Origin of the sequence: Actinoplanes sp. NPDC051470 (genome assembly GCF_040682035.1) — a bacterium.
In the GTDB taxonomy this organism is placed as follows: Bacteria; Actinomycetota; Actinomycetes; order Mycobacteriales; family Micromonosporaceae; genus Actinoplanes.
On record NZ_JBFBAA010000001.1, the window covers coordinates 629,410 to 648,637 of the forward strand.

At 71.7% G+C, this 19,228-nt stretch carries 24 protein-coding genes, 1 tRNA gene and 1 pseudogene; 15 read left to right on the forward strand and 11 right to left on the reverse strand.

Features of this window, described 5'->3' with window-relative positions; translation table 11 throughout:
• Window positions 1–51: 51 nt before the first annotated feature.
• On the forward strand, window positions 52–1,281 hold the full coding sequence (locus tag AB0M54_RS03005; protein ID WP_364313826.1) for an MFS transporter: 1,230 nt from the start codon (window positions 52–54) through the stop codon (window positions 1,279–1,281).
• Here AB0M54_RS03005 and AB0M54_RS03010 read toward each other — a convergent pair.
• Window positions 1,189–2,043, reverse strand: coding sequence for an oxygenase MpaB family protein (locus tag AB0M54_RS03010; protein ID WP_364313824.1), 855 nt, complete (start codon window positions 2,041–2,043; stop codon window positions 1,189–1,191). The genes AB0M54_RS03005 and AB0M54_RS03010 overlap by 93 nt on opposite strands.
• Window positions 2,044–2,073: 30 nt before the next feature.
• A complete protein-coding gene (locus AB0M54_RS03015) occupies window positions 2,074–2,499 on the reverse strand; it encodes a Fur family transcriptional regulator (protein WP_364313823.1) in 426 nt (141 codons plus the stop codon).
• Between the two features lie 181 nt (window positions 2,500–2,680).
• Between AB0M54_RS03015 and AB0M54_RS03020 the strand changes: the two genes are divergently transcribed.
• Window positions 2,681–3,154 (forward strand): DUF2231 domain-containing protein, encoded by a 474-nt coding sequence (locus AB0M54_RS03020; protein ID WP_364313821.1) that lies wholly within the window; start codon window positions 2,681–2,683, stop codon window positions 3,152–3,154.
• A 58-nt stretch (window positions 3,155–3,212) separates the two neighbouring features.
• Here AB0M54_RS03020 and AB0M54_RS03025 read toward each other — a convergent pair whose 3' ends face one another.
• Window positions 3,213–3,530 carry a translation initiation factor 2 gene (locus AB0M54_RS03025; protein WP_364313819.1) on the reverse strand — a complete coding sequence of 106 codons (318 nt, stop codon included), beginning with the start codon at window positions 3,528–3,530 and terminating at the stop codon, window positions 3,213–3,215.
• Window positions 3,531–3,594: 64 nt separating this feature from the next.
• Between AB0M54_RS03025 and AB0M54_RS03030 the strand changes: the two genes are divergently transcribed.
• Entirely contained in the window at window positions 3,595–3,774 is a 180-nt protein-coding gene (locus AB0M54_RS03030) for a hypothetical protein (RefSeq protein ID WP_364313816.1), read from the forward strand.
• Here the strand turns inward: AB0M54_RS03030 and AB0M54_RS03035 are convergent.
• Window positions 3,771–4,121, reverse strand: a complete 351-nt coding sequence (locus AB0M54_RS03035; RefSeq protein WP_364468820.1) for an FmdB family zinc ribbon protein — start codon at window positions 4,119–4,121, stop codon at window positions 3,771–3,773. The two genes, AB0M54_RS03030 and AB0M54_RS03035, sit on opposite strands and share 4 nt — an antisense overlap.
• 65 nt (window positions 4,122–4,186) lie before the next feature.
• Window positions 4,187–4,792, reverse strand: coding sequence for a 5-formyltetrahydrofolate cyclo-ligase (locus AB0M54_RS03040; protein ID WP_364313811.1), 606 nt, complete (start codon window positions 4,790–4,792; stop codon window positions 4,187–4,189).
• Window positions 4,793–4,886: 94 nt separating this feature from the next.
• Here AB0M54_RS03040 and AB0M54_RS03045 point away from each other — a divergent pair, with 94 nt between their 5' ends.
• The 6 genes from AB0M54_RS03045 (at window position 4,887) to AB0M54_RS03070 (ending at window position 10,808) form a co-directional block, all read left to right on the forward strand.
• Window positions 4,887–6,881, forward strand: a complete 1,995-nt coding sequence (locus AB0M54_RS03045) for a diguanylate cyclase (protein ID WP_364468822.1) — start codon at window positions 4,887–4,889, stop codon at window positions 6,879–6,881.
• A 51-nt stretch (window positions 6,882–6,932) separates the two neighbouring features.
• The gene (locus tag AB0M54_RS03050) at window positions 6,933–7,856 is read left to right on the forward strand and encodes a UTP--glucose-1-phosphate uridylyltransferase (protein ID WP_364313807.1); all 924 of its coding nucleotides are present in this window, start codon (window positions 6,933–6,935) and stop codon (window positions 7,854–7,856) included.
• Entirely contained in the window at window positions 7,853–9,163 is a 1,311-nt protein-coding gene (gene glp, locus AB0M54_RS03055; RefSeq protein ID WP_364468824.1) for a gephyrin-like molybdotransferase Glp, read from the forward strand. The genes AB0M54_RS03050 and glp overlap by 4 nt, the downstream gene beginning before the upstream one ends.
• The gene (locus tag AB0M54_RS03060; RefSeq protein ID WP_364468825.1) at window positions 9,164–9,802 is read left to right on the forward strand and encodes a GNAT family protein; all 639 of its coding nucleotides are present in this window, start codon (window positions 9,164–9,166) and stop codon (window positions 9,800–9,802) included.
• A gap of 102 nt (window positions 9,803–9,904) precedes the next feature.
• On the forward strand, window positions 9,905–10,627 hold the full coding sequence (locus AB0M54_RS03065) for a hypothetical protein (RefSeq protein WP_364313802.1): 723 nt from the start codon (window positions 9,905–9,907) through the stop codon (window positions 10,625–10,627).
• 107 nt (window positions 10,628–10,734) lie between these two features.
• A tRNA-Ala gene (locus AB0M54_RS03070) sits at window positions 10,735–10,808 on the forward strand.
• Between the two features lie 148 nt (window positions 10,809–10,956).
• On the opposite strand, the pseudogene AB0M54_RS03075 reads toward AB0M54_RS03070, so the two are convergent.
• The 3 genes and pseudogenes from AB0M54_RS03075 to AB0M54_RS03085 form a co-directional block, all read right to left on the reverse strand.
• Window positions 10,957–11,304 (reverse strand): annotated as a pseudogene (locus tag AB0M54_RS03075) (site-specific integrase); the annotation flags it as partial.
• A gap of 4 nt (window positions 11,305–11,308) precedes the next feature.
• Entirely contained in the window at window positions 11,309–12,142 is an 834-nt protein-coding gene (locus tag AB0M54_RS03080; protein ID WP_364313801.1) for a PP2C family protein-serine/threonine phosphatase, read from the reverse strand.
• A 169-nt stretch (window positions 12,143–12,311) separates the two neighbouring features.
• Window positions 12,312–13,025, reverse strand: coding sequence for a GAF and ANTAR domain-containing protein (locus tag AB0M54_RS03085; protein ID WP_364313799.1), 714 nt, complete (start codon window positions 13,023–13,025; stop codon window positions 12,312–12,314).
• A 589-nt stretch (window positions 13,026–13,614) separates the two neighbouring features.
• Here AB0M54_RS03085 and AB0M54_RS03090 point away from each other — a divergent pair.
• From AB0M54_RS03090 to AB0M54_RS03100, 3 genes are read left to right on the forward strand one after another with little or no spacing between them, the layout of a single operon-like run.
• Window positions 13,615–14,067 carry an HD domain-containing protein gene (locus AB0M54_RS03090; protein ID WP_364468827.1) on the forward strand — a complete coding sequence of 151 codons (453 nt, stop codon included), beginning with the start codon at window positions 13,615–13,617 and terminating at the stop codon, window positions 14,065–14,067.
• Window positions 14,058–14,363 (forward strand): GNAT family N-acetyltransferase, encoded by a 306-nt coding sequence (locus AB0M54_RS03095; protein ID WP_364313794.1) that lies wholly within the window; start codon window positions 14,058–14,060, stop codon window positions 14,361–14,363. The genes AB0M54_RS03090 and AB0M54_RS03095 overlap by 10 nt, the downstream gene beginning before the upstream one ends.
• Window positions 14,364–14,393: 30 nt before the next feature.
• Window positions 14,394–14,957 (forward strand): dienelactone hydrolase family protein, encoded by a 564-nt coding sequence (locus AB0M54_RS03100; RefSeq protein ID WP_364313792.1) that lies wholly within the window; start codon window positions 14,394–14,396, stop codon window positions 14,955–14,957.
• Window positions 14,958–14,964: 7 nt separating this feature from the next.
• Here the strand turns inward: AB0M54_RS03100 and AB0M54_RS03105 are convergent, their stop codons facing one another.
• From AB0M54_RS03105 to AB0M54_RS03115, 3 genes are all read right to left on the reverse strand, one after another.
• A complete protein-coding gene (locus AB0M54_RS03105; protein WP_364317031.1) occupies window positions 14,965–15,780 on the reverse strand; it encodes a PD-(D/E)XK nuclease family protein in 816 nt (271 codons plus the stop codon).
• Window positions 15,781–15,849: 69 nt separating this feature from the next.
• Window positions 15,850–16,467, reverse strand: a complete 618-nt coding sequence (locus AB0M54_RS03110; protein WP_364313789.1) for a MarC family protein — start codon at window positions 16,465–16,467, stop codon at window positions 15,850–15,852.
• A 4-nt stretch (window positions 16,468–16,471) separates the two neighbouring features.
• Window positions 16,472–17,326, reverse strand: a complete 855-nt coding sequence (locus AB0M54_RS03115) for a PHP domain-containing protein (RefSeq protein WP_364313786.1) — start codon at window positions 17,324–17,326, stop codon at window positions 16,472–16,474.
• A 244-nt stretch (window positions 17,327–17,570) separates the two neighbouring features.
• On the opposite strand from AB0M54_RS03115, the gene AB0M54_RS03120 reads away from it, so the two are divergent.
• The 3 genes from AB0M54_RS03120 to AB0M54_RS03130 are packed head-to-tail and all read left to right on the forward strand — an operon-like array spanning window position 17,571 to window position 19,175.
• Entirely contained in the window at window positions 17,571–17,804 is a 234-nt protein-coding gene (locus AB0M54_RS03120; protein WP_364313783.1) for a helix-turn-helix transcriptional regulator, read from the forward strand.
• The gene (locus tag AB0M54_RS03125) at window positions 17,804–18,112 is read left to right on the forward strand and encodes a hypothetical protein (RefSeq protein ID WP_364313781.1); all 309 of its coding nucleotides are present in this window, start codon (window positions 17,804–17,806) and stop codon (window positions 18,110–18,112) included. Before AB0M54_RS03120 ends, AB0M54_RS03125 begins: the two co-directional genes overlap by 1 nt.
• A gap of 7 nt (window positions 18,113–18,119) precedes the next feature.
• Window positions 18,120–19,175 carry a helix-turn-helix transcriptional regulator gene (locus AB0M54_RS03130; RefSeq protein WP_364313778.1) on the forward strand — a complete coding sequence of 352 codons (1,056 nt, stop codon included), beginning with the start codon at window positions 18,120–18,122 and terminating at the stop codon, window positions 19,173–19,175.
• Window positions 19,176–19,228: the final 53 nt, after the last annotated feature.

Genomic DNA, 19,228 nt, shown 5'->3' on the forward strand with positions numbered 1-19,228 from the left:
TGGTAGCGTGCCTTCAAGTCGCTACCACCAAAACATGGTTATGGGGGAAGCATGCGTGCCTGGACCATCGTCGCGGCGTTGACCGCGTCGACCTTCCTGTTCGTCACCACCGAGACCCTGCCGATCGGGTTGCTGCCCCAGATCGCCGGCGAGCTCGGCACCCCGGCCTCGAGAATCGGCCTGCTCGTGACCGTGTACGGGCTGATCGTGGTCGTCTCGACCATTCCGCTGACCCGGCTCACGCACCGCTGGCCGCGGCGGCGGCTGCTGAGCACGTTGCTGCTGATCTCCGCCGCGGCCATGACGCTGTCGGCGCTCGCCCCGACCTATCCGGTCCTGGTCGCCGGCCGCATCGTGACGGCGCTCAGCCAGGCCGTGTTCTGGGCCGTGGTCACCCCGGCGGCGGCCGCGCTGTTCCCGCCGGCCGTGCGAGCCCGTGCCATCGCCGTCCTGGTCGCCGGCACCTCGGCGGCGCCCCTGCTCGGCGTGCCGGGCGGCACATGGCTGGGCCAGCGGCTGGACTGGCGGGCGCCGTTCCTCGTCCTCGCCGTGCTCGCCGTCGCCGCCTCCGCCGTGATCCTGGCACTGATGCCGGAGCAACCGCCCGGCGGTGACGCCGGCCGAGGGCGGAACCCGGACGCCCGACGGTATTTCAGCCTGATCGTCACCACCACGGTGACGGTGACCGCCGCGTTCACCGCGTTCACCTGCATCACGCCGTTCCTCACCGACGTGACCGGCCTCCCCGGTTCGGCGGTCGGCCCGGTCCTGCTGCTCCGCGGGCTGGCCGGCCTGCTCGGCGCGATCGCCGTGGGTTTTCTGATCAGCCGGTACGCCTGGCCGGCCATGACCGGCCTGATCGGCCTCCAGGCGGTGGCCCTGGCCGCGCAGTACGTGTGGAGCGGGAACCCGGCGGCCACCGTGATCGCCACCGCGGCGACCGGCCTGGTCCTGTCCGGCCTGACCGTCGTCCTCTCCGCCCGCGTCCTCGACCTGGCGCCGGGCGACACCGATCTCGCCTCGGCCGGCTCGTCCACCGCCTTCAACGTGGGCATCACCGCGGGCGCTCTGATCGGCAGCGGCCTGCTGGACGGCCCCGGGCTTCGCGACTCGGCCCTGATCGCGGCCCTGATCTCGGTGGCGGCGGTGATCAGCGCCCTGGCCGAGCCGCGCCGGCGGGGCGAGCGGTCAGGCGAGGCCGGCGCGTTCCAGGGCGGCTCGGCGCATCGGCGGGACGCGGTACTCGGACGGCATCGCGGCCAGGGCGCCCTGCAGCAGTAGGCGCATGGCGCGGGCCGAGAGGCTGGCCGTGACGTCGGTGGTGGGCCAGCCCAGCCCGCCGTAGATCTTGCGGGCCCAGGGCGGCAGCAGGGCGACCGCGGTCGAGGCGACGCCCAGGTAGCCCCAGCGCGCCGGGCCCAGGGTGAGCGCCAGGCGGAAGGCCCGGCCGCCCCAGCCGGACGGGATGGGCGGCACGGTCAGGAAGGCGGCCGTCTCCACGCCATCCTTGGTCAGGCCCAGCTCCGGCCGCATCGCCTCGTAGTAGGCGTCGACCTCGGCCGCGGTGCCGGGTACGGACGACGGGTCGAGGCCGACCAGTTCGGCCGCCCGGCGCTGCTCGGTGTAGTACTCGTCGACCTCGCCGTCGGTGAGTTGCAGGCCGGCCCGGCGGGCGGTGGTCACGAAGGACTCGACCTCGGTCACGTGCACCCAGCGGAGCAGGTCGGGCTCGTCGATGCGGAAGGTCTCGCCGGTTCGCGGGTCGGTCGCCGTCATCCTCGAATGGAGGCGGCGCAACCGGCTGGACGCGAGGGTGACCTCGGCCGTGGTGCCGTAGAGCACCGTGCCGACGTACTCGGAGGTGCGGTTGAACCGGCCCCAGGGGTCGCTCTTGTACGACGAGTTCTGCGCCACCCCGGCGACCGCGCGCGGATGCAACGCCTGGAGGTAGAGGCTGCGCAGGCCGCCCAGCGTGACGATCGGCTCGCTGTGCACCTTCCACGTCACCGAGTGCGGGCCGAAGAGGCCGAAGTCAGGGTCCACGCCATCCAGCGTGCCACAAGTTGAACTCGTTCAGGATTCTCGCGTCAGGGCCTGGCACGACGGGCAGAGCCCCCAGAACGTCACCTCGGCCTCGTCGACCGCGAACCCGTGCGGCGAGGACGGCGCCAGGCAGGGCTTCTCGCCGACCGCGCAGTCGACGTCCTCGATCGCGCCACAGCCGCGGCAGACGATGTGGTGGTGGTTGTCGCCGACCCGGGCCTCGTAGAGCGCGGGGCTGCCGGCCGGCTCGATGCGGCGGGCCAGCCCGGCCCGGGACAGCGCGCCGAGCACGTCGTACACCGCCTGGGTCGAGACCGAGTCGAGCCGGGCCCGGACGTGCCGGGTGATCTCGTCGACCTCGAGGTGTCCGCCCCGGGTCAGCACCTCGAGAACAGCCAGGCGCTGGCGGGTGACGCGCAGGCCGCTAGCGCGCAACATTTCGGCACCGGTCGACATCACACCATGACAGCACGCGCCGCCCCCCACCCTCAACCTGACGTACGGTATGCCAAGATCCTTGAAGTTTTGACTTAATCGGTGAACCGAATCGTCCGGTCAGAGGTACTCGCGAGCGCGGGGTGTCCGTGACTGTCGCTGTACCGAGGCTGTCAGCCCCGCCCGAATCGAGGAGGCGTCCGTGTTCGATCAGATAAATGGCCTGCCCGTGCACGCGCTGGTGATCCACGCCGTGGTCATCTTCGTACCCCTGCTGGCGCTCGGCGCGATCGTGTACGCCCTGTTCGCCCGGCTCCGCCCGCGCATCGGCTGGGCCGTCGGCCTGCTCGCCATCGTCGCCCCGATCTCCGCCCTGGTGGCCATGCTGTCCGGCAACGAGCTGCGCCAGCGGCTGCTCGACCAGGGGCTCAAGGGCCGCGGCGCCGAGATCATCGCCGACCACCAGGGCTTCGGCACGCTGACCTTCTGGTCCTCGCTGGCCCTGGGCGTCATCACGCTGGTCATGCTCGCGGTCACCCTGCGCCGGTCGGCGGCGCTGCCCGCGGCGGCCAACATCGGCCTGACCGTGGTGATGGTCGCGCTCGCCGCGGTGTCCGGTTACTACTGCTTCCGCACCGGCGACTCGGGCGCCACCGCGGTGTGGGGCCAGTACTGAGTCGTTGAGCAACGGCCCCGACCGGGAAGGTCGGGGCCGTTTCGCGTGGAAAGCGTGGTCAGAAAACCAGCCGGCCGCAGAGCAGGCACATCAGGATCAGCACGATCGCGCCGGCCACCAGGCCCACGCCGTACGTCACCGTGCGCGCCGACCCCTCCGCGTCGTCCAGCGCGTCGATGTCCTGAGCGGGCATCTCGCGTGGCGGCGGCGGGTGGGCCACGGTCGGCGGCCGCCACAACGGGTTGGGCGCCTCGGTGCGCGGCGGTCCGGCGTACGGCGGCTCAGCAGGCGTTCCGGGCTCGGCGGGACGGGCCGCATCGTAGGCCGCGTCCGGCCGACGCCAGTATTCGTCATCGCCACCGGTGGGGGTGCTCACGTTCACCGACGGTACAGCGGGCGGGGGACGACGACGGAGCCGACGCGGCCTTACCCTGAATGCCGTGGACATCCTGGATCAGCCCGAGCGTGATGCGGACGGCGAGCGCATCGTCGACTTCGAGGCGGAAGAAGCGCCGTTGCTCCCGGAACAGACCCGCGACGACACCGAGCGCGGCTGGGGCGAGACCGACCGGACGAACGACGACCGCCTCCTCGAGGACCGCCCGCCGCACTGGGGCTAGCTCGTCGAGGAGCTCGATGAACTCGATGAGGTCGACGACGTGGCCGCGGGCTTGCTGTCCGTCTTGGTGGTGCTGCCGGAATCCGACGACTTGGTGTCCGCCGACTTCGACTCGGACGACTTCGACTCGGACGACTTGGACTCGGACGGCGACTCGGCCGTGGTCGGGGCCTTGCGGGAGTCGTTCCGGTAGAACCCGGAGCCCTTGAAGACGACGCCCACCGAGTTGAACACCTTGCGCAGCCGGCCCTGGCAGGCCGGACACACGGTCAGCGGTTCGTCGGAGAACGACTGCACCATCTCGAGGTGCTCACCGCACTCGGTGCAGGCGTACTGATAGGTCGGCACTGGTCCTCCGGAGAGATCGGGCTGGCACTCGTGTTCCGTGAGTGCCAATGCTGCGTCACCGGAGTTTATTTCGTCCAGCCGGACGACTCGATAAGGCCTCCCGACGGTGTGATGACGGCGCCCACCCGCTGGTCGTGCGGCTCGGCCGGCACCGAGTCGAGCAGCTCGCCGTCGTGCAGCAGCGCGACCGTCCGGGCCGGCCGGGCGCGGCTCAGCGCCCGGTCGTAGGAGCCGCCGCCCCGGCCCATCCGGACGCCGTCCCGGGACACCGCCAGCGCCGGCACCACGATCACCGGGACCCGGGCGATCGCCTCGGGGCCGAGCCGCGGTCCGCCGGGTTCGAGCAGGCCCCGAGGGGTACGCCGGGCCGCGCCGTCGTACTCGGCCCAGTCCAGGTCGCCGTCCGGCAGCAGCACCGGCAGCAGCACCGTGCACACCTCGGCGAGCCGATCGGGCAGGTCGCGGCCGCCCGGCTCGCCGCCGACCGGCGCGTACGCCGCACAGACAGTCGGTTGCTGTGCCCGTACCCATGTGATGGTCGAAGCCTGGACCGACGCGTCGGCCGACCGGCGAACCGCCTCGGACAATGATTGGCGCGCAGTAAGCAATCGATTGCGCAGCGCAACCTTCGCGGCTTTCAATCGTTCCGCGTCACGGGCGAAATCGGACATGCAACACCCCTTTCCAAAACCGACAAACGGTGCACACCATGTCAGCATCGCCCCACAACGCCCATCACGACCGGGCCTGCCCGATGGAGGACGCGTGACGCTACGTGGCCGGCTGACCAGCGCCTTCCTGGCCGTGGTGCTCGGCCCGGTGCTGCTCGGATCGTTCTTCGTCGGCGTCGCCGTGACCACCGTCAACGCCGACCGCGCCGAGGAGCGGCTCGATCACGCCGCGACCACCGTACGCACCGCGATCGGCGCCGTCTGCCGGCAGCTCCAGGCCACCGCCGACGCCGTGGCCGTGCTGTCCGCCGGCGACCGCGCCGCTGCCGCCCGCCAGCTCGTCAAACGGGGTCTGGCCAGCGAGATCACCGACCGGACGGACCCGCGCTGGCGGGACTGCGCCCGACCGGCCGGGGGCGTGGACGCGATCTCCGCCGCCAGCACCGCCGAGGACGGCACCCAGGTCGTCGCCGCCCAGCGCCTGGACGCCGGCTTCGTGGACCGGCTGGCCGCCTCCAGCGGCGCCGACGTGCTGCTGCGGGCCCACGACGGCGCCGGCGCGGCCACCGTGCGGGGCACCCAGGCGCGGGGTCCCGGCGCGAGCCCGACCGGCACGGTCCGCCGCGTGGCCGTCGGCCCCGGACAGCCGCTGCCGCTGGCCGTCAGCGTTCCCGAGGACGACCCGCGCGGCCTGTACGCGCTGATGACCATGGGCGTGCTCGCGGTCGCGGCCGGCGCCGTGCTGGTGGCCCGCTGGCTGGCCCGCTCGACCACCCGCCCACTGGCCGAGCTGGCCCGGGCCGCCGACCGGGTAGCCGGCGGCGAGCTGGACACCCGGGTGCCGCTGACCCGGGACGACGAGCTCGGCCGGCTGGCCGGCGCGTTCAACCGGATGACCCGCGAGCTCCAGGCGTACGTGCAGGCCCTGACCGCGAGCCGGGACCAGCTCCGCGGCCATCTGGCGATCCTCGGCGACACCCTCTCCAGCACCCACGACCTGCACCGGATACTCCAGGTGATCCTGCGGACCGCCCTCTCCGCGACCGGCGCCCGGGGCGGCGTGGTGCTGCTCATCGACCCCAAGGACGGCCGGCTGGTGGCCCGCTGCACCATCGGGCTGAGCGGCCGCTGGGCGGTCCCCGAGACCGAGCTGGCCGGGCTGCGGGTGCCGGTCGGGCGGGGTGTGCTGGGCGCGGTCGCGGCCACCGGGAAGCCCCGGCGCGGCGTCTGCGGGCTGGGCGGCGAGGCGCTGGACGAGCCGGCCTGCCGTACCTATGTCGCGGTTCCGATCTGCCCGCCGCCCGACCCCGACGAATCGGACCTGACGCCCACCCCGCTCGGAGTCCTGGCCCTCTACGACCGGCTCGGCTCGGACGAGTTCGACGACAACGACCTGGCCACCCTGGGCACCTTCGCCGGGCAGGCCGGGGTGGCCGTGCACAACGTGCGGATGCACGAGGAGGCGCAGCGGCTCTCGCTCACCGACCCGCTCACCGGACTGTGGAACTACCGGTGCCTGCGGGACTCGCTGCGACGCGAGGTGGAGCGGGCGAACCGGTTCGGGCGGATGCTCACCGTGCTCGTGCTCGACCTCGATCACTTCAAGGAGGTGAACGACACATACGGCCACGCGGCCGGCGACGCGGTGCTCGGCGAGTTCGCCCGCCGGCTGCGGATCGGGCTGCGCGAGGTGGATGCCGCGTTCCGGCAGGGCGGCGAGGAATTCGTCGTGCTTCTGCCGGAGACCGACGCGTACGGCGGGATCATCGTCGCCGAGCGTTTGGGGGCGGCGATCCGGGATATACCCATACCGATCGACGCGAGAAGGGTCGACGCCGCCACCGGCCGAGCCGTCGACCGCATCCCGATCAGCGTGTCCATCGGCATCGCCGTCTATCCCGAACACGGCGCCGACGCCAAGCAGGTGCTGGAAGCGGCGGATGACGCGCTCTACGCCGCAAAGCACGCCGGACGTGACACGTATCGCTTGGCCGAGGTGGTTTCCGGCCGGGTACAGGATGGGCACTTCGGGCAAGCCGACGCCTCTCCCGGCGGGCCGCAGCCTCCGCGTCAAGCTCGCGGCCGATAGTCTCGCGGCATGTCCGGGCACGATCCGAACGAAGGTGCGGTGACCTCTCTGATGACGACATCAGCCCCCGACGCGAACCGCCGGGCGGTCAAGGCCGTGATTCCCGCCGCCGGGCTCGCCACCCGGTTCCTGCCGGCCACCAAGGCCGTGCCCAAGGAACTGCTGCCGGTGGTGGACCGACCGGTCCTGCAGTACATCGTCGAGGAGGCGGCCGCGGCCGGCATCACCGACGTGCTGCTCGTCACCGGCCGGGGCAAGACGTCGATGGTCGACCACTTCGACCGCCGCCCCGACGTCGAGGCCCGGCTCGAGGAGAAGGGCGACCTGGAGCGCCTCGCCGAGGTCCGCCGCACCAGCGAGATCGCCGACATCTACACCTGCCGCCAGGGCGAGCCGCTCGGCCTCGGCCACGCCATCGGCACCGCCGCCTCACACGTGGGCGACCAGCCGTTCGCCGTACTGCTCGGCGACGAGTTCTGCGACGTGGACGAGCCGCTGCTCCCCGGCATGCTCGACCTGCAGGCCCGCACCGGCGGCATCGTGCTCGCGTTCATCGAGGTCGACCCGTCGGAGACCTCCCGCTACGGCATCGCCTCGGTCGAGCCCGCCGCGGCCGAACTCGGCGGAGGAGCTGACGTGGTCAAGGTGACCGGCCTGGTGGAGAAGCCCTCACCGGCCGAGGCGCCCAGCAACCTGGCCGTGCTCGGCCGCTACGTGCTGCCCCCGACGATCTTCGACGTCATCGACGACACCAAGCCCGGCAGCGGCGGCGAGATCCAGCTCACCGACGCGATGGCCACGCTGCTCGCGGCGGGCACCCCGGTGCACGGCGTCATCTACCGCGGTCACCGGTACGACACCGGCATGCCGCTCGGCTACCTCCAGGCCGTCGTCCAGCTCGCGGTCAAGCGCCCCGACCTCGGCGAGGAGTTCCGCCGCTGGCTGGGCGAGTTCGTGGGGAGCGGCAAGGGATGACCGCGACGGCCGATGCCGAGGCGGCCGCCAACGAGCTGATGCCTCTCGCGGAATACCTGGGCAGCGCGCTGCGCAGGCTCCGTGCGCTGCCCCCGCTCGACCTCGACCTCACCCAGGCGCACGGCAACGTCCTCTCCGGCGCCGTGCTCGCCCCGCACCCGTTCCCGGCCTTCGACCAGGCGGCCATCGACGGGTACGCGGCGCGCTGGGAAGACCTCGCGGCCGCCGGCCGCATCGGGTCGCACCCGTCCTTCGGCCGGCTCGAGGGCGGTCCACGCCCGGTGCGGCTCAATGTGGTCGGCGACCTCGGCGCGGCGAGCTGGCGACCGGTACGCCTGACGCCCGGCACCTGCTTCTCGGTGGCGGCGGGCTCGCCCCTGCCGATCGGCGCCGACGTCGTGGTGCCGGTGCACTGGACCGACCAGGGCATGGCCGCGGTGGAGATCCTGCACGCGCCCAAGCGCGGCTCCGGCGTCCGGCGGGCCGGCGACGAGATCCAGGTCGGGCAGGCGCTCGCCGCCGACGGGGCCTACGTCACGCCGGCCATGGTCGCCGTGTTCGCCGCCGCCGGCATCGGCCACGTGGTGGTCCGGCCCAGCCCGCGGGTCGTCGTGGTGGCGACCGGGGACGAGTTGGTCGACGTGGGCCGGCCCAGCCAGCCCGGCCAGGTGGTCGACGCCAACTCCCATGCGCTGACCGCGGCCGCCGTCGAGGCCGGCGCGCTGGCGTACCGGATCGGCATCTGCGACGACGACCCCGAGGGCCTGCGCGGCCTGCTGGAAGACCAGACGCTGCGCGCCGACCTGATCATCACCACCGGCGGCACCGGCACCGGGCCCGGCGACATGCTCCGCCGGGTGCTGTCCCGGCGCGACAACGGGCGGGGCGTCGTCGAGTTCACCAACGTCGCGCTCTGCCCCGGCACCGCGCTCGGCTTCGGCACGGTCGGCGGCGAAGAGGTGCCGGTGGTCTGCCTGCCCGGCGAGCCCGGCGCCGCGCTGATCGGCTTCGAGGTGCTCGCCCGCCCGGTCATCCAGCTTCTGGCCGGGGCCGAGCCGGTGTTCCGCCCCAGCGTGAAGGCCCATCTGCTGGAGACCGTGTCGTCGCCCGGCGGGCTGCGCGAGTTCCGGCCGGCCCACGTCGCGGAACGGCGCGGCGGCGGCCATACGGTGCAACCTCTCTCCGGAGGGCCGTACACTCTGTCCGGCCTTGCCGAAGCCAACGGTCTGCTGGTCCTCGGTGAGCGGGTCACCTCGGCCGCGGCCGGGTCGACCGTCGATGTGTTGTTGCTCGACCGGAGGCGATAGATGCTGGGGTCCGCGCCCGGCTGGCCGGCCGTCCTGGCGGACGGGGCGGTGACGCTGCGCCCGTACCGGCGCGGGGACGCCCGCGCGTGGTCAGAAGTGCGCATCGCCAACCAGAAATGGCTGGCCCCCTGGGAGTCGTCGCCACCCGGGCCGTGGGTCGAGATGAACTCCCCGCGCGCCTACCTCTACGTCTACCGCGACATGCGACGGGCCGCCCGGCGGGGCGAGAGCATGCCGTTCGCCGTCTGGTACCGCGACGACGACGGCGACCGCCTGGTCGGCCACCTCAACCTCGGCAACATCGTGCGGCGGGCGTTCAGTTCGGCCTACGCCGGCTACTGGGTCGACTCCCGGGTGGCCGGGCACGGCGTCATCCCGACCGCGCTGGCCCTGGCCGTCGACCACGCGTTCAACGTCGGCGGGCTGCACCGCATCGAGGTCAACATCCGCCCCGAGAACATGCCCAGCCGCCGCGTGGTCGAGAAACTCGGCTTCCGGGAAGAGGCCTACCACCCGCGCTACATGCACATCGACGGGCAATGGCGAGACCACCTCGGGTACGCGATGACGAGCGAAGAAGTCGCCGGCGAGGGCGGCCTCCTGGCCCGCTGGCGCCGCCTCCGTACCACGACAAAATGATCAACTCACTGTGACGCGCCCGGCGCGGCGTCGTTATTTCCGCAGGTCCCGGCCTTAATCTCGAAATGATTGAGATTTCACGAGGTTGACGGGAGGCGTGAGGTGCCCACCTCGGTGCTCCTCGCTGTCCTCGCCGCGGCCGGGCTGCTCGCACTCGCACCGGCACTCGTGCGCCGGTACGACGCCACCGAGCGCCTCGCCGCGGAGCGGGCGCTGTCGACGGCACGGGTGCTCTCCCGTGACCGCCGGCGCCGCACCGTGCCCGGACGCCGTCCGGTCGCCCTCCCCCGCCAGGTCAAGGCCACCGTCCCGGCGACCCCGACCCGCCCGCTGAAACTGGTCACCCGGCGCCCCGCCCGGGTCGTCCTGCCGCGCCGGCACACCCCCGCGGTGGTCCGCCGCCGCCGGGTCTTCGCCGCGCTGCTCCTGCTCAACGTGATCGAACTGGTCGGCGTGCTGGCCGTCGGCCCCGGCTTCTGGATCGGCTGCGCGGTGACCGGCTCCCTGCTCGGCTGGTACCTGGTGCACCTGCGCAACCGGGCCCTGGCCGACCGCCGGCGCCGCCGCATCGAGGCCCGCGAGGCGGCGTGGCTGGCCGCCCGGCAGGCCGAAGTGCGTCGCGAACAGGCCCGGCGGGCGGCGGCCCGGCGCGAGGCGCAACGCCGGCTGGCGGCCCAGAAAGAGGCCGTCCGGCGTACGGCCATGGGCCTCGACGGCACCTCCGACCTGCCCGCGGTGGCCAGCGGCGGCTCGGTGTCCTACCGACCGGCGCGCGGCCTCCGCGGCCGCCCCTACGAGGCCGGCGGCCGCTCCTTCTCGGCGTGACCCGCGTCTTTCTCCGCGGCCCCGCCCGCGTGACCCGCCGTCGGGGGTATCCGGTTCGCGGCGGAACCGGGCGACCTGTTAGCCTTGCTGCGGCTCTTCGGGGCCATGGGGCTGTGGCGCAGACTGGTAGCGCACCTCGTTCGCATCGAGGGGGTCAGGGGTTCAAATCCCCTCAGCTCCACGCATTTAAGGCTCTGACCAGCGAGAACGCCGGTCAGGGCCTTAAAGTTTGTCTATGCGATTTTGAATCACCCACACACAAATGTCTGCGGCGACCACGTTCGGCGGGGGTGGTCCTGTCCGCGCTGCGGGGTGTCAGGCGTTCGACGATCGACGTCCGCCCACCACACGACCAAGACCTCGCCGATGCGGACGCCGGTGGCGAGCATGAGGTCGACGACGTCGGCCAAAGTCGCCGGTTTGCCGAGGTCCCGGCTTGCCAGGAGTGGGCTGCTGCCACTGGCGGATCGCCGAACGGACACCTTCGAGGTGTTCGGCTTCGAGCGGGCACACGGTTCGGCGGGGCTTGCGAAGGCGACCGGTCTCACGAACAGGGTTCGTCCCAGCGCGCCACGGCGCACCGCCAAGGCGAATATCAGCCCGAGGGCAACCTTCGCGTTCTTGGCCGCTGCCGGGCGGTCCTTCGCCACCTCGTGCAGGAACTTGTCGAGGCGTCCGGTGTCAGGGCAGCAGGCGTCCGACGGAGGTCGGGGACCATTCGGCGAGCAGCAAAGTGGCGTCGTCAGCGGCGGGGCCGTCGTGGTGGCCGGCGACGGCGTGCGCGAGCCGGCGCAAGGTTTCCGGGGCGGGCAGCCCGGCGGCGGCGTCGCGTTCGGCCTGGTCGATCAGCCGGTGGACGCCGAACTGTTCGCCGCTGGCGTCGCGGGCTTCGGTGACGCCGTCGGTGTAAAGCAACAGCCGGTCGCCGGGTTCCATGGTCTCCTCGCCGATCTGGACGGAGGCGTGGTCGAGGCCGAGCGGCATCCGCCTGCCGCCGGGCAGCTCCCGCACGACTCTTCCAGCGCGTAATAGCAGCGGGGCGGGGTGCCGTGCCCGGCGGACCTGGAACAAGAAGTCGCCCTTCGGGGCGGTCACCGTGACCAGGTGCCCGATCAGCCCGGCCATCGTCTCGCACCGCTGCCGGACGAGGTCATTGTCCTCGGCGATGCCGCCGGTGACAGTGAACTCGATGACGCCGAGGCGGTCGGTGCCGTTGACAATCGGTATCCACCACCCGCTGCTCTGGGCGGTGGGCATGCTCAGCACCAGGGTGAACACCCGTCCGGGAAGGGAACCTTCCAGGTCGATCGGCTCGGCTGCCGGCCGGCCGTCGGTCAGGACGGGTCGTAACGCCCGCTGCTCGTCGTCGACGAGGTAGATCGCGGCGTGAAGGCCCAGCGGTCTCAGCACAGCGGTGACCGCCGGGGCCAGGCCGTCGGCCTGGAACAAGTGCGAGCGGTCCAGCAGATCGGTGAACGCGGCAAGCCACAGGTGCTCGGCGGATGGGATGGTCATGACTAGGTCGGCTCCTGCCGCATGGGTCAAAATCACGCGTCAACTGGTGCGGGCCACGGCGCGTTCGAGGACCCGGGTACATCGTTGGCCGGGCACCCTCGGTAAGCCTGTGACCGCGAGTCCGATCCGGCTCTCCGCCAAGCTGTCGGCGGTTCGGAATTGTCTGGGCTCAGGGCTTCGGAGTGGTAGCGCGCTCCACCAGGGCGCCGGCGACGTCGCGGAGTTTGCGGTTGGTGTCCTGCGACAGCTTGGTCAGAATGGTGAAGGCCTCGTCGGCGCTGCACCGCCGGCCGCCCATGATGATGCCCTTGGCCTGCTCAATCACTGCGCGGCTGCGCATCGCGATCTCCATATGCTGGGCTAGGGTCGTCTGGGCGTTGTAGAGGTAGGCGTTGGCCATGGCCACCGCGGCATAGCTCGCGAACGTCTGCGCGACAGCGAGGGCGTCCTCGTCGAAGGCGTCAGGCTTGGTGGCGTAGATGTTGAGTGCCCCGGTGACTGCCTCCTGCACGGGCAACCCGATCGACACGGAGCTGCAAGCTCCTGCTTCGTGCGCCCGGACGGTCCAATCCGGCCAGCGGCGCTCGGTGATCATGTCGGCGATGTGCTGGGTACTGGTGGAGACTGCTGCGTCGAGGCAGGGGCCGTGGCCGAGTTTGTACTGTGCCTCGTCGAGGGCCAGGGCGAGCTCACCGGTGAGGGCGGGAGTGTGTGCATCCTGGTTCTCGACCAGGGTGACGGACACCTCGCTGGCGCCGGGGATGGTGCGTTTGGCGAGGTCGGCGATCTTCGCGAAGACGCCGTCGAGGTCCGTTTCGCTGAGTTTGATCCGGCCGAGCAGCGCGAAGGCGTCCGCGGGTTCCATGTCCTGGGCATGCGCCATGAGGGTGTGTCCCTTGCGATGGGCACATCACCGCACCCCTGATGGGCGCGGGCGTGCGCGGATCCGCTGTAGGACACTCGTTGCCATGGGGCAAGGCCCTGGACCGCGCCGTCAGTTGGCGCTGGTTCGACCAACATTGTAAGGATGTCGATCCCAGGACACGAGCGTACCTCGGAGCGTCCCTCGGGCACGGTCAACAGGTCGTTCCCGTGGCGATCCGCTGGGCAGTACCCCTCGAACTGGGCGAGTTCGCCGTGTGCAACCTGCCGGTCGCGGTCATCCAAGATGGAGCGATGCTCCAACCCGATAGAGGGGCGGCGCAGGGTCTGCAGCCTTGCTGGCGTAGCGCGCCGCTGAGGTATCGCCGCCAACGCTGACGCAGACAACGTCGAACGGTCAGACCGGCCACCCGGACCGCCGTCAGCCCGGCACGCGCGACGCTGGCCAGGTTGCGGTTCCTTGCGGGCCTGCCCCGGGTGAGGTGCTCGATACGCTCGCCTCCACAGCCGACCTGAGCCGAACCGAGCGCACCCAGCTCGCCGGTCTTCAGTACGTCGTACGCATCGCCGACCGGTAGGAAGGACTTCAGGTGCCAGAAGACGCCGAGGCAATCGCCGCCTTCGGATACGAACTCGGTCTGTTGAAGCGCGTCCGCCGCACCGGCTGGTGGCATGCCGGAGTTCGAGACCCGGAGTCAGTCGCCGAACACACCATGCGCACCGCCCAGCTTGCCGCCCTGATCGCGGCTGAGGAGGGGGCCGACCCAGCCCGGGCAGCGTTCCTTGCCCTGTGGCACGACACCCAGGAAGCCCGCACCGGCGACCTGCCACACACCGCCACCGCGTACCTGAACAAGCCGGATCCGCGCCAGATCACCGCAGACCAGACCGAACGACTTCCGACTCGGCACGGAAGGACCTCCGAACCGAGACCAGCCGCCGAATCGCCGAAGCCGCAGAGGCCTTGTCTCCCCTGGCGTGGCGCGAACGGTGACGCCCGTCTTGGTCCAGGGACTCGTGGTTTCATGTCCGGGTGGATCTGACGGTTGTCGACGTGCCCGAGCGCGAGCGGTTCGAAGCCCGGGAGGCCGGCGGTGCGGTCGCCGGTGTGCTGACCTACCAGGTGACCGGCCCGATCATCGTCCTCACGCATACCGACGTCGGCGACCGGCCGGACGGCCGTGAGGTCGAGGACGCCCTGCTCCGGGCGGCCATGGAAGACGCGCGCGACAAGGAGCGGACGGTCGTGCCGATGAGCCCGGCGGTGACCGCGTGGCTCGACTCGCACCGGGAGTTCGAGAAAATCGTGGCCCGATCCACCAAGAAGATCCGGAAGTAGATCGTCCGGTACGCCCTCTAGGCTGCCCGGATGATCCTTCTGTTTCACCACGCCCAAGGCCTGACCGACGGCGTCCGCGCCTTCGCCGACGGGTTGCGCCAGGCCGGGCACACCGTGCACACGCCCGACCTCTACGACGGCAAGGTCTTCGCGACCCTGGACGAGGGCGTCGCGTACGCCCAGCAGGTCGGCATGGACGCCTTCATCGAGCGCGGGGCGGCCGCGGCCGAATCCCTGCCCGAGGCGCTGGTCTACATCGGCATCTCGCTCGGTGTCCCGGCGGCCCAGCGGCTGGCGCAGACCCGTCCCGGCGCCCGCGGCGCCGTCCTGCTCGAGGCGTGCATCCCGCCGACCGAGTTCGGCGAGGCCTGGCCGGCCGGCGTGCCCGTGCAGGTCCATGGCATGGACGCCGACCCCTTCTTCGCCGAGGAGGGCGACATCGACGCGGCGCGCGCCCTGGTCGAGCAGGCCGACCACGGTGAGCTGTTCGTCTACCCCGGCAACCGCCACCTCTTCACCGACCGCTCCCTGCCGTCCTACGACCCGGCGGCCGCGGCGCTCGTCACGGAGCGGGTGCTCGCCTTCCTCGCCTGACCCGGCGTCACGCCTCGACGGCCGTCCAGGGCTGCTTCTCGGGGGCGTTCATGCCGGCCGGGCAGGAGCGGCGGAAGTCGCACCACGAGCACAGCGAACCCGGCCGGACCGGGAACTCTTCGTCGGGGTCGGCGCCGGCGGCCACGGCCTTCTCGGCGGCGAGGATGTCACGGGCGGTGTCCTCGGCGCGGGACATGTGGCGGGCCAGGGACTCGGTGGTGTGGTCGTGGGCGGCCACCGAGCCGGTCGGCAGGTGGTGGAGCTCGACGCGGCGGCACGGGCGGCGGAACATGCGCTCGGCGGCGTACGCGTAGAGGGCCAGGGCTCGCGAGCCGCGGGCGTCGTCGGCGTCCATGCCCTGGCGGCCGGTCTTGTAGTCGACGATCACCGCCTCGGGCCCGTCGGCGCCGCGGCGGGAGTCGATGCGGTCGGCCCGGCCGTTGAAGGCGATCACGGCGGTCTTGGTGGCCACCACGCGCTCGACGCCCAGCGGTTCGTCGTCAGGATCGAGACCCGAGGTGTACGCCTCCAGCCACCCCAGCGCACGGCGGTAGACCGCCCGCTCCTGGTCGACGTCGCGGTAACCCTCGCGTACCCAGGTGGCCTTGAGAAGAGCGGGCAACGCACCCGCCTCGCGCCGGTCGACGGACAGCGCGTACCAGTTCTTCAACGCCGTGTGCACGCTCGCGCCGAGCGAGTTGTGTGCCCACGGCGGGCCCTTGATCGGGGCCGGCCGGTCGACATAGGAATAGCGGTAGCGCCGGGGGCAGTCTTCGAAAGCCCCCAGCTTGCTGGGCGTGCAGACGAAGAGACGCTCGGGCATGCCGGCGAAACCAAGCTGCTCTGAAACGACGGGCACGACCCAATCCTGCCAGCCGGGTACGACAGGTTCTCATCCACCGGAGGTGTAGAGCCGGACGAAGGCCGCGACGGCGTCGGCGATCAGCTGCACCGCGATCGCCGCCAGCAGCAGGCCGGCGATGCGGGTGAGCACCTCGATGCCGCCCGGCCGCAGCAGCCGCACGATCAGGCCGGAGAAGCGCAGCACCAGCCAGACCAGGAACATGACCAGGACGATCCCGAGGGCGATCACCAGGTAGTCGCCGGTGCCCTCGGCCCGGCGGACGAACAGCATCGTGGCGACGATCGCGCCGGGCCCGGCCAGCAGCGGCGTGCCCAGCGGGACCAGGGCCACGTTGGACGTGCCGACCTGGTCGTCGGGCTCGTCGGTCTTGCCGGTGAGCAGCTGCAACGCGACCAGCACGAGCAGCAGGCCACCCGCGCCCTGCAGGGCCGGCAGCTGGACGTGCAGGTAGTCGAGCAGCGTCTGCCCGGCCACCGCGAAGATCACGATCACGCCGAGCGCCAGCAGCACCGCCTGGGTGCCGGCCTTGATCCGCTGCTTGACCGGCAGCGCGCCGGTGAGGGCGAGGAAGACCGGCACCATGCCCGGCGGGTCGACGATCACGAGCAGGGTGACGAACACCTCACCCAGAAGTTTCAGATTCACGCGCTCACTCCAGGACGGGAACGCCGGTCGCGGCGGACATGATCTTCTCGTACGCCTCCGGGGAGGTCTGGAACGCACCCAGCTGAACGGTCTTGTGCGTGCCGTGGAAGTCTGACGAACCGGTCACCACCAGCCCGAGCCGATCGGCCAGCGCTCGCATCTCGGCCCGTTCGGCCGGCGAGTGGTCCTCGTGGTCGGCCTCCACCCCGAACAATCCGGCCTCGGCCAGTTCCTCGACCAGGCTGTCCGGCACCACCGGACCCCGCCTGGTCGCCCGCGGATGCGCGAACACCGGCACCCCACCGGCCGCCCGCACCGCCCGCACACCCTCGAAAACATCAAGATCCGATTTGGGTACGAAGTAACGACCGCCCAGCCACCCGGACTGGAAGGCCTCCGTCGTGGTGGCCACCAGACCGGCCCTGATCAGGGCCTGAGCGATGTGCGGGCGGCCCACCGACCCGCCCGCGGCATAGTCGTGCACCTCGGCCCAGGAGATCGGCACGCCGTCCGCCCGGAGCAGGTCGACGATCTGCTCGGCGCGTTGTTCCCGGTCGTCGCGCAGCCGGGCCAGGTCGGCGGCGAACCGCGGCTCGGCCGGGTCGAAGAGGTAGGCGAGCAGGTGCAGCGCGATCGGCCAGCGTGGGCCACCACGCCAACGGCAGGACAGCTCGGCCCCGCGTACCAGGGTCAGACCCTCGGGCCGCGCCTCGGCCGCCTCGGCCCAGCCACCGGTGGTGTCGTGATCGGTGATCGCCATCACGTCCAGACCCGCCGCGGCGCCGGCCCGCACCAGCTCGGCCGGCGTGAGCGTGCCGTCGCTGGCGGTCGAGTGGCAATGCAGGTCGATTCTGGTCACCCGAAGACGTTACAACCGGCCGGGTCCGACATCCCCCGTTTGAATGTCGGAACCGGCCGCGGCACCCACCTTGCTGACCGCGCCGCGACCGGTCAACGTCCACCGGCTCCGGCCCGGCAAAGTTGCGGGATACGGAAACGCGCGGGTGCGGGATACCGCAGTCGCCGGCCGCATCCATCGACGAGCAAACCGGTTTGTGGTTGCATTCGCGCCACCGCCACCTGTTCACTGTTGGAGCTTCACCGTGCCGAAGATCACCCTGACCGGACGCGAGCGCGAGTTGATCGCGCTGCTCGCCGAGGGCCACACCGATGTGAGCGCGGCGGAGCAGCTGAGAATCAGCCCCCGGTCGGTTACGAATATCCTTCGTAACCTGATGGACCGCCTCGGCGTGGAGAACCGGTTCCAGCTCGGTCTGGCGCTGGGGTTCCTGCGCAAGGCACAGGTTCCACCCCCGACCCTGGAGAAGGACGTCTGATGGCCCGCCGCGTACCCAAGCCCCTTGTTCCGCTCCTGGTCGTCGTCTCGGCGATCGGGTTCGCCACGGCGGCCGCCCTGCCCAGTTCCGCGGGTCCGATCATCACGCCGGGCCAGGACGGCAGCGCGACCACCGCGCCCGCTCCGGCGCCCGCCCCGACGACTCCGGCCGCGACCACCCCGCCGGCCCCGGCTCCGACCACCCCACCGACCGCGCCGACGCCGCCGGGGCCGAAGGACGGTCCCTCGCCGGGTCCGAAGGACTGCGCGGGCTGCGCCCAGCCGAGCCAGGGCCCGTCCCAGGACTGACCCGGCCATGACGCTCACCACGACCGTCCCGGTCGGCGCCCTCATCCCGTCGCTGGCCCGGTGGGGGCTGAGCAGCGACGCCGACCTGGTGTTCCGCACGCTCGCCACGTTCGGCCGGCACGACGCCCGCACGCTGGCCACCGATCTCGGCCTGACCCGGCATCGGGTCGAGAGCGCGCTCGCCGAGCTGCACGAGTGCGGCGCGGTGGTGATCGAGGCGGGCTCCGGGCGGCAGGTGACCTGGGTCAACCGGCCGCCCGACGAGGTGGTGAACCGGCTGCGGCGGCGGCTGCTGAACCCGGCCGACCCGCGTCGCGCCGCCCGCCGCCACCAGGCGGTCGTCAACATGATCAACGAGCGGCTGGCCGGCGTCGGCCTCCCGCTCGATCCCGCGATCGCCGGTCCGGTCGGTGACCAGGTGCGTTACCTGCCCACCCGGGCCCTCGCCCGGCAGCGGATCGCCCAGGCCTGGAACCGCGAGCGCCACGAACACCTCGTGATCAACAACGAGGAGGTGGAGACGGCCGACGTCAGCCGGGTGCAGCCGATCACCGAGGAGCTGTTCAACGGCACGATCTCCTACCGCATCCTCGGCCAGCCGCCCAGCGACGGCGACACCGTGTCGGTCGAGCGAGAACAGAAGCTTCCCGGGTACGCGTTCCGCGAGACGCCGGACACACCGCTGAAGCTGTTCATCTGCGACCGGCAGACCGCGTTCCTGCCCGCCGACCCGGCCAACCTGGAGCGTGGCTACCTCGAGATCACCCACCGCGGGGTGATCGGCCTGCTCGTGGAGCTCTTCGAGGCACGGTGGACGGCCGCGGTCGACCCCGACGCGTACGGGGTGCCGATGATCCTGCTGTCCACCCGGGAGCGCGCCCTGGTCGACCTGCTGGCGGCCGGGCACACCGACGTGACCGCGGCCGAGGAGCTGCGGATCAGCGCCCGCTCGGTGACCAACGCGCTGCGCGCGCTGATGGACCGGCTGGGTGTGGACAACCGCTTCCAGCTCGGGCTGGCGCTGGGCGCGATGGACGTCGCCGCCCCGCCGTCTCTGCGCTGAGCCTTGGGCGTTGCTGCCCGCCGTCTCTGCGCTGAGCCTTGGGCGTCGCTGCC